Annotated in this window: 11 protein-coding genes; 8 read left to right on the top strand and 3 right to left on the bottom strand. The window is 68.0% G+C overall.

Features of this window, described 5'->3' with window-relative positions; all coding sequences use genetic code 11:
• Positions 1–159 precede the first annotated feature (159 nt).
• On the bottom strand, positions 160–363 hold the full coding sequence (locus N912_RS0147275) for a hypothetical protein (RefSeq protein ID WP_037070337.1): 204 nt from the start codon (positions 361–363) through the stop codon (positions 160–162).
• A 220-nt stretch (positions 364–583) separates the two neighbouring features.
• Here N912_RS0147275 and N912_RS0147270 point away from each other — a divergent pair, with 220 nt between their 5' ends.
• Together N912_RS0147270 and N912_RS59350 are read left to right on the top strand one after the other, a co-directional pair.
• Entirely contained in the window at positions 584–835 is a 252-nt protein-coding gene (locus N912_RS0147270) for an antitoxin VbhA family protein (RefSeq protein WP_156994442.1), read from the top strand.
• Positions 832–1455 (top strand): Fic/DOC family protein, encoded by a 624-nt coding sequence (locus N912_RS59350; protein WP_051581792.1) that lies wholly within the window; start codon positions 832–834, stop codon positions 1453–1455. The genes N912_RS0147270 and N912_RS59350 overlap by 4 nt, the downstream gene beginning before the upstream one ends.
• A gap of 31 nt (positions 1456–1486) precedes the next feature.
• Here N912_RS59350 and N912_RS59345 read toward each other — a convergent pair whose 3' ends face one another.
• Positions 1487–4642 carry an AfsR/SARP family transcriptional regulator gene (locus tag N912_RS59345; protein ID WP_051581791.1) on the bottom strand — a complete coding sequence of 1052 codons (3156 nt, stop codon included), beginning with the start codon at positions 4640–4642 and terminating at the stop codon, positions 1487–1489.
• 347 nt (positions 4643–4989) lie between these two features.
• Here N912_RS59345 and N912_RS0147255 point away from each other — a divergent pair, with 347 nt between their 5' ends.
• The gene (locus N912_RS0147255; protein ID WP_028927915.1) at positions 4990–5787 is read left to right on the top strand and encodes a DUF899 family protein; all 798 of its coding nucleotides are present in this window, start codon (positions 4990–4992) and stop codon (positions 5785–5787) included.
• A gap of 3 nt (positions 5788–5790) precedes the next feature.
• Here N912_RS0147255 and N912_RS0147250 read toward each other — a convergent pair whose 3' ends face one another.
• Positions 5791–6177 carry a hypothetical protein gene (locus tag N912_RS0147250; RefSeq protein WP_028927914.1) on the bottom strand — a complete coding sequence of 129 codons (387 nt, stop codon included), beginning with the start codon at positions 6175–6177 and terminating at the stop codon, positions 5791–5793.
• Between the two features lie 518 nt (positions 6178–6695).
• Here N912_RS0147250 and N912_RS67200 point away from each other — a divergent pair.
• The 5 genes from N912_RS67200 (at position 6696) to N912_RS0147230 (ending at position 10980) form a co-directional block, all read left to right on the top strand.
• Positions 6696–7286 (top strand): S26 family signal peptidase, encoded by a 591-nt coding sequence (locus tag N912_RS67200; protein WP_084212087.1) that lies wholly within the window; start codon positions 6696–6698, stop codon positions 7284–7286.
• A gap of 20 nt (positions 7287–7306) precedes the next feature.
• Entirely contained in the window at positions 7307–9157 is a 1851-nt protein-coding gene (locus tag N912_RS66705; RefSeq protein WP_281176415.1) for an ABC transporter ATP-binding protein, read from the top strand.
• Positions 9158–9195: 38 nt separating this feature from the next.
• A complete protein-coding gene (locus tag N912_RS61395; protein ID WP_028927912.1) occupies positions 9196–9708 on the top strand; it encodes a TlpA family protein disulfide reductase in 513 nt (170 codons plus the stop codon).
• A 1-nt stretch (position 9709) separates the two neighbouring features.
• Positions 9710–10255 carry a MauE/DoxX family redox-associated membrane protein gene (locus N912_RS61390; RefSeq protein ID WP_028927911.1) on the top strand — a complete coding sequence of 182 codons (546 nt, stop codon included), beginning with the start codon at positions 9710–9712 and terminating at the stop codon, positions 10253–10255.
• Between the two features lie 248 nt (positions 10256–10503).
• The gene (locus tag N912_RS0147230) at positions 10504–10980 is read left to right on the top strand and encodes a hypothetical protein (RefSeq protein WP_156994441.1); all 477 of its coding nucleotides are present in this window, start codon (positions 10504–10506) and stop codon (positions 10978–10980) included.
• Positions 10981–12070 lie beyond the last annotated feature (1090 nt).

The following is a 12070-nucleotide window of genomic DNA, read 5'->3' as shown; positions in this document are numbered from 1 at the left end:
CAGGAGATCCTGCTGCCCCAGGCTCAGGTCCAGGGCACCGGACCGAAGCAGGGCGGTGGAGGCTGACGCCCTAACCGGCTCAGCTAGCGCCGGGCCGACAACGCATCACTCACAAGCTCGTGAATGGGAGCTGTGCGGCGTCCTCTCCAGGGCGGGCGGCTATGCCAGGTTGTCGTCGAGCGGGGCGAGCGACCACTCGTTGCCGGCCAGCCAGTCGTTGCCCTGGCCGCTGGTCACCTGGTCCTTGCCGTGCGGGCCGCTCGCATTGTCGACGGGGACCGCGCTGGCCGACAGCGCGCCCAGCGCTCCCACCACCGCCAACCCGAACGCAAACACGCCCACCATCACGCTCTTTCGGCCCATGACTTCCCCCGGCGCTTTTGACTCACTACGACTATCACCGCTCGCACCCGACGAAGTCACGAGACTTAAGAAAACTAGACCGCGTCAGTGCCGCCAGTCGCCGACGGAATACCCCATCGGATCCGATATGACACGTGTGATCGGGCGAGAGGTGCCGCCGCCCCGGGTGCCGAGGCGCACGGATCGCCGGTTGGGCGGTGAGCTCCGGTACGCTGCCAGCATGGATGCACCGGCGGTCCTCTCGCCCGAGGAGCTCCATGCGAGCCGGACGGCCACCCTGGGCTGGGCGAGGTCCGGCGAGGCCGGTGGGGCGACGGCCGAGCGCGGCGCCGCCGCTGAGGCGTTGGCGTCGGTACGTGCCGAGGGGCTGGAGCCCAGCACGTATGTCCAGGAACTGCTGAGTTTCTTCGACGCCGGTGAGATCAGCGCGGACGAGATGATCGAACGGGTGCGGCTGCACCATTCCCGGTGAGCTGGGACCCCTACCTCGACCTGCGAACCGGAGTCCTGCGCAACCGCCTGGGCATCACCGACCCGGCCGAGTTCGCCCGCGTCGAGGCCGACTTCACCAGCGCGCGGATCGCCCAGCTGTGGCGTCACCCGCTGCCGGGGGACTACGACCTCGCCCATCTGCAACGGTTCCACCAGGTCATCTTCGGAGATCTGTTCGAGTGGGCCGGCCAGCTGCGTACGGTCACCATGGGCAAGGGCGGTGCGCTGTTCTGCGACCCAGGTGACCTGGTCTCGACCGCCGTGCGGGTGTTCGGCCGGCTCGCCGAGGACGGGCATCTGCGAGGGCTGGACCGGGCGGCATTCGTGGACAAGCTCACCGCGCTGCTGACCGAGATCAACTTCCTGCACCCGTTTCGGGAGGGGAACGGTAGGTCGCAGCGGGCCTTCCTGGCCCAGCTGTCTCGAGAGGCCGGGCATGTCCTGCGGTGGGCGGGCATGGACCCGGAAGCGAACAGGGCTGCCTCCCGGGCCGCGCGCGGCGGCGACAACGGGCCGCTGCGAGCGATGCTCGAACGGCTGGTGGACGACGGACCAGGCCGACCGCCCGCACCCCGTTCACCCAGCGACCACCAGCGGTGAAGCGGGTCTGGTTCAGCTCACCTGGCGACCATCACCCGGTGCCAGGACCGTCGCCTTCGAGCAGGCCCTGGAGCCGACGCTCGTCGTTGGCCAGGCCGCAACCGCGGGCGAGGGCGAGGGCTTCCCTACCGGTACTCACGGCCTGTTCGCTCTCACCCATGTGCAGGTAGGCATCGGTCAGCACGACCAGGGCGGGTACCTCCAACGCCAGGTAGTTGTGGCGGTGCGCGGCGGCGTGTGCCTGCTTGGCCCGGAGGACGGCAACCGGGTAGCTGCCGCGCCGAACGGCGAGGCGGGCGGCGGCGCACAGGGCCATGACCTCGTGGCCGATGAAGTTGCCCCTTCCGACGATTGCCATGGCGGAGGCGAGGTGTTCCTCGGCCGCCGTGTACTCGCCCAAGCTCGTCTCGGCGTCCGTGGCGGCGATCAACGCCAGTGCCTCGGCCAGCCTGCCGCCGCTCGCTCGGCTGCGTTGTCGTGCCCGCTCGGCCTCCATGCGCGCCCTCGGGAGGTCGCCGGCCTCCCAGTACAGCTGGCTGAGCCAGGTGTGGGCGACCGCCGAACCACCCGACGAACCGAGCTCGTGGAACATGTCCACGGCTCGTCGCAGATTGCTCTCGGCCTTGGTGAGCTTGCCCAGTGGTGTCCGGACCGCGCCCAGGTACAGCAGGTCAACGGCGTGAGTGAAGCGATTGCCATGTCGCCCGACGAGGCCGAGCGCCCGCAGGTAGTGCTCCTCGGCGAGGCGCAGCTTGCCGAGGAAGTGATACTGCAGGCCGAGGTACTTCTGCGCCCGGCTCTCGCCCATGATCAAGCCCAGCTCGGAGAACAGGGTCAGCGCCCGCTGGATGTGGGTGACCGCCTCGGCCGGGCGGCCGATCCACCCGAGGGCGATGCCGAGATCGGCGAGCGACGCGGCCTCGCACTCGCCCCACCGGCAGGCCTGGGCGAGCCGGATGGCCTCGTTCACGTGATGCAGGCTTTTGTCTCGTTGCCCGGCGCGGAAGAAGCACGTGCCGATGCTGTGGTGCAGCAGGGCCTGCACGTCGGACTCGTCGTGGCGCCGGGCCGCGTCCAGGAGGACCGGAGCGATCTCCAACCACTCCGCGCGCCGGCCGGTGCGGTGGTGGTAGGTCCGCAGGCAGTCGGTAAGCAGCCAGGCCGCCGGGTATGGGCCGTCCTTCGCCGCGAGGATCGCCGCCGCGGTGACGTTGGGGACCTCCACGTCCGTCAAGCAGGTCCCTAGATGCTCGGTATGGGTGTGTGCCGGGTGGGCGGGAGTTTCTCGGGGCAACCGAAGCGTGCCCGCGCTGTAGTGTTCGGCGGTCGCCTTCGCGCTGCGGAGGTAGTAGCCGACCAGCCTGACCCACGCGGGGCCCCGTTCCGGATCGGAGCGTGCCTCCTCGAGCGCGTAGAGCCGGATGAGGTCGTGGAACCGGTAGCGACGGCCGGCGTGTTGCTCGATCACGCTGCAGGCGGCCAGGGCACGAAGACCGCGATCGGCCTCCAGGAGCGGGATGTCGGCGAGCGCCGCCGCCGCCTCGGCGGTGAAGTCGGGCCCGGGGACGAGCCCTAGCAGGCGGAAGATGCGCTGATGTTCGGGCTCCAGCGCTCGATAGGACGCGGAGAACGCCGAGCGAACAGCGGACTGCTCGGTCCCGTCCGTGGTCAGAGCCGCGAACGGGCCACCGGTGGTCAGCTCGGTGGTCACCGAGGAGATGCTGGCCGTGGGATTGGTGAGGATGTTCGCCGAGGCGATACGCAACGCGAGCGGCAGCCCGGCGCACAGCCTGACGAGCTCGGCGCCGCGCTCTGGCTCGGCGGCCTCCGCCCCGAGCACGGCGGCGAGCAGCGCGTAGGACTCCTTGTCGGTCAAGACAGGCAGCGATATGACGTGGGCGCCAACTCGTGCGGTGAGATCGCCGAGCCGGGACCGGCTGGTGACCAGCACAGACCCCGACGGCGGTAACAGCGGCACTACCTGCGCCGTATCGCGAGCGTTGTCGAGCAGCACCAGAACGCGGCGGTCGGCCAGCATCGACCGGTACAGCGCGGTACGGCCCGCGAGCGTCTCCGGGATCCGGCGGGGAGCTACGCCGAGCGAGCTGAGCAGGGTGCCCATGGCACTGACCGGGGCGACCGGCCCATGTTCCTGGTCGAAGCCGCGTAGGTTGAGGTAGAGCTGTCCGTCGGGGAAATGCTCGCGCACGGTGTGTGCCCAGTGCACGGCCAGCGCGGTCTTGCCGACGCCGGCGATGCCGCTGATCACACAGCTCCCGTCACCGGCCGTCAGCCGCGCGTCCAGGATGGCCAACACGTCCTCTCGGCCGGCGAAGCCCTGGATGTCTCGGGGAAGGCAGGCGGTGCGCGACGGTTCCGGGTCGCCGACGTCGGAGGGCGAGTCCCCCTCGTTCTCTGCCCCGGCGGAGGTCGGATCGCCCTGGAGAACCCGCATATGAGTGTCCCGTAACCGTTGGCCTGGTTCGATGCCGAGTTCGTCGACCAGCCTGCGGTGGGTGTCGGTGTAGACCTCGAGCGCTTCTGTGCGGCGGTCGCTCCGGTGCAACGCGAGCATCAGCTGGGCGGTCAGCTTCTCCCGGAACGGGTTGTTGGCCACGGCCCGGCGGAGCTGGTCGACGATCTCGGGATGGTTTCCGGCCGCGAGCTCGGCGTCGAAGAGCTCTTCGAGCGCGCTGAGGCGGCGATCCTCGAGCCCGGGGCGCTCATGCTGGATCAGCGTTTCGGCGACCGAGCTCAACGCCGGACCGCGCCACAGCGCCAGCGCGGAGCGGAGCCGCCGGGCGGCCTCGCACGCCTTGCCCGCGCGCAGCTCGTTCTGCGCCTGCGCGACCGCATCGGTGAAGACCTGCAGGTCCAGCTCGCCGGGGGCGACATTGATCTTGTAGCCGTTGCCCACCCGTGTGATCACATCGGTTCCGAGTAGTGCACGCAGCTCGGAGACGTGAACCTGCAGCCGGCCGCGCACGCTGCGCGGCGGGTGGTTGCCCCAGACCAGCGAGAACAACTGCTCCGAGGTGACCACGCGGTTCGCCTGGAGCAGTAGCACCGCCAAGACCGCCAACAGCTTCGGAGCGAAGATCGGCAGCTCTTCGTCGTCCCGGTGAACCGTCACCGGGCCGAGCAACCGATAGCACGGCCGAGTCTCCTCGGCGTCACCGTCCGACACGCCGAACCCCCAGCTCTCGCGCCCGCGCCCACCCCGATGGCGGAAGCCAACGAGAACCACGACCGAAGTGGTGCACTTATCTTAGGTAGGCGTTGCAAGATCTTAATCTTGATCTCGCGAGCACCACCGGGCCGGCGGTTCAACGGTGGGTCGCCGTCGTGTAGCTCGACCTCACCTGCATGCCACGCCCCGAGCGGGCCTGATCTGAATTCGCAACAACCCGTCACGCGCCGCCAACCCGCCCCCCCGCGCGGATTTTTCGCCGGACCTGTCGATCGGGGTCGCTCGCGTTCGACGCCACGGTGAGGGATCAACGCACCCCGCTCCATCAACCCACGGAGGACACCATGGCCACCAACACCGCGCTGACCGGCCGCCCGCCCGTCGTTGACATGGCGACCTGGCAGGCCGCTCGGGACGAGCTGCTGGTCCGTGAGAAGGCCCACACCCGCGCGGGCGACGCCCTCGCCGCGGCCCGCCGCCGGCTGCCGATGGTGGAGTTCGATGGGACCGTCGAAGTCGTCGGGGCCGACGGGCCGGTCCCGTTCCTGGACCTGTTCCAGGGCCGTGACGAGCTGGTGGTCTACAAGCACATGTGGACCGACGGCGCGCCGCACCAGGGGCAGTGCCCGGGCTGCACCACCACGGCCTGGAGCATCAAGGACGCCGTCTACCTCAACGCTCGCGGTGTGTCGTTCGCCTTCCTGACCGCGGGCCGGTGGGACGAGGTGGCCCCCTATGTCGAGTTCATGGGCTACACCGAGCCCTGGTACTCGGTGCGCGACCTGGACGCGCCGCTCGGCAACGACATGGGCTCGGTCACCTGCTTCCTGCGCGACGGCGACCGCACGTTCTTCACCTACGCCACGACCAGCCGGGGCAACGAGCCGGTCAACAGCTCCCTCGCCCTGCTGGACATGACCCCCTACGGCCGCCGCGAGGCATGGCAGGACAACCCCGAAGGCTGGCCCGAAGCCCCCCAGACCGATGCACCGCTCGGCAGCCGAGGCACGGGGATCTGCTGGTACTGGAGCACCGACGCGGACGGCAACCCCACCTGGGGCCCGACCAGCCGCCCCACCCCACAGTGGACCCGCCCCGACGCGACCCCCGTGACCCACGGCCAGCAAGGCCACCACGACTGAGGGCTACCGGCTCGCCGCGACCTGGGAGATGTGGCCGACGTAGCCAGCAAGATGAGAAGCAACCTGGCGTAGGCGGACGTTCGTCTGCACGTCGAGAGTCAAGATCAGCTCGTCGCTGACTGGGATAGCCAAAAGCGTTCGCCCGCGCAACTGTATGACAGTGCAGGTGAAGCCTCGAATTTTCATCGTCTGGTTGAACTCGTCGGCGGTGCGAAGCAGCTCGGGCACCGTGAATGTGGTGAGCGACGTGCGGAAGAAGGAACACGAAGGTAAGGTGACGATGGGGAAGCCTTTCTTGGTGTGCACAATCGCTCGATTAACACCAGGGATCTTGTCTATCAGGGTTCGCAGGATTGGCTTTAGGGAAGAGGCCATCTTGGTGTCAATCATTTGAGTGTCGCTTCCTAAGTCATCGGAAGAGGTCGACTAGGTTATGTCGCCGATTGTCAACGGATAACCCTACCGCGCCATGGCGGCGCCCCGCATGAGCCTTAACCGTGAGATTAAGTTCGCTAGGAAAGTTTGAAGAAATGCGATCGGGCTGGACCGCCGTGGTATCAATGATCTCAGGTGGCGCGTTGACGGCGGGCGCATACTTCGAGTCGACGAAATTCCAGCATCCGATGCGGTCAGTACCTACGCAGCCCCGAGAGGGATGTCGACTACTACTAGCCGGGATTGGCAACAAGTAAGAGATCACTAAGGGTGACTTAAGTGAAAGCAAGGTGCGTCGGGTGTGCGTGTCTTGTCGCGGTGATGACCAGCGGCTACAGTATCACCGCCAACGGCCACGGTGAGGCATTGGCGCGAATTTCCAGCATGTCAGTTGATGGAGGCGAAGGTGCGCGCACTCGACCAGCTACGCTCTTTGAGTGACAGGTTATTGACCAAATTGGTGCCGCGACTCGATGCGCATGCGCAAGTATGTACGCCTGCCGAGAAGGAATGCTGGTGCGGGCCAACAGGCCACCGGAGGTGCGCCTTCTGTCAACTTTGCAACGGTGAGCTGCGGTGCGGCGATTGGTGGGAGGAGGGGGCTGCCTGCGACCCGAGTTGATCTTGTGAGCGGAAGCGCCGCGGTCTTGCTAGCGGTCGCCGTAGTCACGGGTGTGGCGGTCGCGGCTCGGCGCATGTTGGTGATGGTGCGTGTCATCGGCGACAGTATGGAGCCCACCTTGTACGACGGGGATCGGATCCTCGTCCGCAGACGTAAACCGGCCGATCTACGGTACGGCGACATCGCCGTCCTCAAACCCCCGGCCATGCCGTCCGCCGGATACCCACGGTCCGAATGGCATATCAAACGCGTCGCCGCGCTTCCCGGCCAGCGAGCTCCGCGCATCCCGAGGCTCGATAGCCATCACCGGGTGCCGGTCGGCACGGTCGTCGTCCTGGGCGATAACCCCCGAGGCCGTGACTCCCGAGACTGGGGACCGTATCCCGCCGCCGGGCTGGTCGGAACATACCTGTGCCGCATGTCGGCGAGCATGCCGTCCTGAGCGGTCAGGGACCGATGGGGGTGACGGTGCGTCGTTGGGCCGAGGCCGGGCTGACGCTGTCGCGCACGGCGCGGGAGGCGGTGCGGCTGGCCTGGTCGGCGGCGCCGGTCGCGGTGGTGGGTACCGGGTTGCTGGCGTTGGGCACGGCCGCGCTGCCGGTGCTGGTTGCCTGGCTGACCAAGCTGGTGGTCGACGCTCTCACCGGCACGGCGCCGGCGTCGCTGGAGCGGCTGCTCTGGCTGGCCGGTGGGTTGGTGGTCGCCGGCCTGCTGCTGGCGCTGCTGCCCAGGGTGAGCACGTTCGTCAGCCAGGAGGCCGCCCGGGCGATCGCGCTGCGCAGCCAGGAGTTGCTCTACCGCGCGGTGGACGGGTTCCACGGCCTGGCCCGGTTCGAGGACCCGGTGTTCCTGGACCGGATGCGGATAGGCAAGCAGTCCGCGGCGCAGGCGCCGAAGGCGGTGGTGGACGCCGGGATCTCGCTGGCCGGCGGCACCGTCACCGCGGTCGGCTTCCTCGGCTCCTTGGTGATCATCAGGCCGGCGCTGGCCGTGGTCGTGCTGGCCGCGGCGATCCCCGCGTTGGTCGCGCAGCTGCGGCTCTCGCGCGAGCGGGCCGGCATGATGTGGACGATCGGGCCCGCCGAGCGGCGGGAGTTCTTCTTCGGCACCCTGCTCACCGACGTGCAGGCGGCGAAGGAGATCCGGCTGTTCGGGGCCGGTCGGTTCCTGCGCGAGCGCATGCTCACCGAGCGGCGGACCGCCGACGCGGCGCGGCGCCGGCAGGACCTGCGCGACCTGTTCACCCAGGGCGGGCTGGCGTTGCTGTCGGCCGGCGTGGCCGGCGGCGGGCTGGTGTGGGCGATCGTGCAGGCGCACCAGGGAACGATCACCGCCGGCGACGTGACGATGCTGGTGGCCGCGGTGGCCGGGGTGCAGTCGGCGTTGACGCAGCTCACCGTGGCGTTGGCCGGCACCTACCAGCAGTTGTTGATGTTCGAACACTACGTGGCGGTGGCCAGGGCCGAGCCGGACCTGAGCGTGGCGGCCACCCCGGTCGCGGCGCCGCCGCTGCGGCGCGGGATCGAGCTGCGCGACGTGTGGTTCCGCTACTCCGAGCGGCATCCGTGGGTGCTTCGCGGGGTCGACCTGTTCGTGCCGGCGGGGCAGGCCACGGCGCTGGTGGGCCGCAACGGCGCGGGGAAGTCGACGGTGATCAAGCTGCTCTGCCGGCTCTACGACCCGAGCCGGGGGGCCATCCTCTGGGACGGCGTCGACCTGCGCGAGATGGACATCGCGGCGCTGCGCCGGCGGCTCGGCGCGGTGTTCCAGGACTTCATGCACTACGACCTGACCGCGACGGAGAACGTCGCGCTCGGCGACACCGACCTGCTGGCCGACCGGGAGCGCGTCGTCGCGGCCGCCCGCCTCGCCGGCATCCACGACACGCTGGCCGCGCTGCCCCACGGCTACGACACGATGCTCAGCCGGATGTACGTCTCCGAACGCGACAAGGAGGACCCGGAGACCGGCGTCGTGCTCTCCGGCGGCCAGTGGCAGCGGCTCGCCCTGGCCAGGGCGTTCCTGCGCGACCAGCGCGACCTGCTGATCCTGGACGAGCCGAGCTCGGGGCTGGACGCGGTCGCCGAGCACGAGGTGCACACCACGCTGCGCGAGCACCGGTCCGGACGCACCAGCATCCTCATCTCGCACCGGCTCGGCGCGGTCCGCGACGCCGACCAGATCGTGGTCCTCGACGGCGGCCGGATCGTGGAGCGGGGCGGTCACGGCGAGCTGATGAAGGCCCGCGGCCGCTATGCGGAGCTGTTCGAGCTGCAGGCCGCCGGCTACCAACCCGACCTGGTGGCCGACTGATCCGTGCACGTCCCAAATCCGGAGTCCTGAGGGGTGTCATGCTGTTCCTCGTTGCCGCCGTCATCGTGTCGACGGTGCTGTGCCTCGGCAACCTCCTGCTCACCTTCGCGATCCTCCGCCGGCTGCGCGATCACGAGGAACGGCTGGCCGGCGGCGGTCCGTTCGGGTCCCCGGGCCCGGACGCGCTGATCGGCCGGACCATGCCGGCGTTCACCGGCACCAGCACCCGCGGCGAGGCGGTGTCCGAGGCCACCGGTCGGCTGGTGGGGTTCTTCTCCGCGAGCTGCGGGCCGTGCCGGGAACTGGCCGCGGAGTTCGCCCGACATCCCGATGAGGGCCGGATGGCGTTCGTGGTGCTGGAATCGGCGAGCGAACCGGACCGGGCGGCCATCCTGGATGCGCTCGGCGACTCCCCGACGGTGCTGGTGGACCCCACCAGCCAGGCCGTGGCCGAGGCGCTCGGGGTGCGATCGTTTCCGACGCTGGTGCAAGTCGACGAGGCCGACACGGTGGTCGAGGCGAGGCATTCGCTCGCCGCCCTGGCCGGCTGACGTGACCTACGTGGTGCTGGGCAGCCGAACGCTGCTCGCCGGCGTCTTCCTGGTGTCGCTGGCCGGCAAGCTGGGGGGCCGGCGCGCGTTCCGGTCGTTCGTGGCCGCGACCGCCGCGCTGCTCGCGGTCCAGACCCGGTCGGCTCGTGTGCTCGCACCGCTGACCGTGGCCGGCGAGGGTGCCGTGGTCGTCGCGTTGGCCCTGCCCGGGCTGGTGTGGGTGGGGTTTGTCGTGGCCGCCGCGCTGTTGTGCTGCTTCAGCGTGGTGCTCGCGGGCGCGATCCGCCGAGGGACCCGCACGCCGTGCCGGTGCTTCGGCGCGGGCAGCGCCCCGGTGGGCGGCCACCAGATGGTGCGCAACCTGGTCCTGGTCGCGGTCGCCGCCGTCGGGCTGGTCGGCGGCCTGACCGCTGGTGGCGACCGAGGCTACGAGCCGGCCGGCGTCGCGCTCGTTGCCGTCGTGGCCGCAGTGTGCGTGCTGGTCACCGCGCGCCTCGACGACCTGGTCGCGCTGCTGCGGCCGGGCCGCAAAGCGAGCGACGGTTGAGGCAAAAGGGTACGCATGATACCGAAATCGCCGATGACATGGTGGTACCGGAAGTGCGACGGAAGCGCGACGGAAAAACCTAAAAATAGCTTAGCTCAAGATTGCCTTGGACCGAGACGCTCCCCGGCAAAGGGCCAAGGCGACAAGTGCCGCTAGACCTTGTGGCGCCCATTCTCGACCCACGCCTTGCCCCGAGAGGAACTTCTGTGCGCCGACCACTCCAGATCTGTCAGCGAGCCTCGATACCCTTGGTCTGCGCGGTCAGCCTCCTCCTCGCCGTTCCGAGCACCGCGAGCGCCAGCGTTCCGGTCGAGTCTCATCCCACGGCGACGTCGGGCCCGGTGAAACCGAACGGCCTCAAATATCACGTGGTTGACACCAAAGAGATTGACGTGCCGCCGACGCCGGACAGATACAGGATAGATATCGACTCCACGGTGACGCTGGAGGAGGCGGGCCGCTTCATGTTCTCTTCCTCTATCCTTCATGGGAACGACCCGGCGATTATCCTGACGCGACATCCGGAGAATAACCTGGACGGTACGGCGGGACAGATAGTGAAGACAACATGTTACCTGTATATCGATCATTCCCGTCTGGATAACATCACCAACGACTGTACCATCGACTGGAACGGCGAGCGGATAACAGTTCCGTTCAAATCGTTCAACCTTCCCTGGAAAGGGAAGATGCAGTACGAGATCGTGTTCTGGAGTGACCGCTAGTAGTACCGTTCGTGACCGCGCGCCTCGGCATCGGCCAGGAAGGGGCGCCGAGATCGACCATATTGGTGCTCGAACCGCGCTATATCAACAATAGTGTCGATGTCGGTGCCTCGTGGCCCCGTGTGGGCACCCGTATCGGCCACCCACCGTGCTCGGCCACGAGACACCGCGGAGAAAGGGTTCTCCTTGCGCACATACTTGCTGATGGCTTCGGTTGCCGCGGTGTTGGTGGCCATGGTCACAGTTGTCCAGCCGCCCCTCGCGGCCTCGACTTCTCCGCGCACCGGGATCGAGATGATGGCTCATCGGGGAGTGGCGCCGGATCCAGTTTACTGTTCGGGACCCGGCGAAGCATATGATGTGTTGTGCGGTTTCCCGCAGGCGAACTGGCAGGGCTATGGTGATGTCGTCCTTCCGGGTTCTTGGGGGCAGTGTATAAATCTTCGCCCAGGGGAGATAAGATCCTACTGGAATCACAGTATAGAGGGTGTCCTTTTTGAGGGTCAAAATTGTGGCGGGCGGGCACTGAATGTCCTCCAGGACTCCAGCAACCCGGACATTGGATTCACCGCGCACAGCTGGAGAGAAAGGGTCGGCGGTGCGCCGCTCTGCACAGACCCGAACGTGGTATGCCTGTGGCCGGACGCAGAGTACGGTGGCGAACTTGTGGAAATGACCGACATAGGGCAGGGGAATTGCTATAACCTGACGAGATTTGGGAAAAAGGCAGATGCGTACCAGAATAATTCCAATTTCGAGGGCTATCTGTACGAGAGCGAAGACTGTACTAGCGTCGGCCTCAGGGCGCCTGTCATGCTCCATGACAGCAAGGCGCATATCGGATTTGACGCACACAGTTGGAAGCAGGAATGCGTTTCCTGCCTTTCCGGCAAACGACGATAGTCACCGACTGGCGGGACTCACGCGCGAGTCTCGCCCGTCGCGCCTTGTGGGCGGGCCTGACCTCACCGAAGACGTACTCAGCGTCCCCGACGCCCGCCGCCTAGAGCGCCGCTCGCGCCCGTTCCGGTTGGAGCTCGATCCGCTGGCCGCTCGGGTCGACCGTGACGAGCCAGTCGGCCGCGGCGGG

This window comes from Actinospineispora acaciae DSM 45401 (genome assembly GCF_000620785.1).
In the GTDB taxonomy this organism is placed as follows: Bacteria; Actinomycetota; Actinomycetes; order Mycobacteriales; family Pseudonocardiaceae; genus Pseudonocardia; species Pseudonocardia acaciae.
Note: the sequence above shows the minus strand (reverse complement) of the source record. Positions and strands in the feature narration are given on the sequence as shown.

Excerpts from the sequence above, each read along its gene's own strand:
- N912_RS0147275 (WP_037070337.1), bottom strand. The coding sequence starts at position 363 with ATGGGCCGAAAGAGCGTGATGGTGGGCGTGTTTGCGTTCGGGTTGGCG.
- N912_RS0147270 (WP_156994442.1), top strand. The coding sequence starts at position 584 with ATGGATGCACCGGCGGTCCTCTCGCCCGAGGAGCTCCATGCGAGCCGG.
- N912_RS0147255 (WP_028927915.1), top strand. The coding sequence starts at position 4,990 with ATGGCCACCAACACCGCGCTGACCGGCCGCCCGCCCGTCGTTGACATG.
- N912_RS0147250 (WP_028927914.1), bottom strand. The coding sequence starts at position 6,177 with ATGATTGACACCAAGATGGCCTCTTCCCTAAAGCCAATCCTGCGAACC.
- N912_RS67200 (WP_084212087.1), top strand. The coding sequence starts at position 6,696 with ATGCGCATGCGCAAGTATGTACGCCTGCCGAGAAGGAATGCTGGTGCG.
- N912_RS61395 (WP_028927912.1), top strand. The coding sequence starts at position 9,196 with ATGCTGTTCCTCGTTGCCGCCGTCATCGTGTCGACGGTGCTGTGCCTC.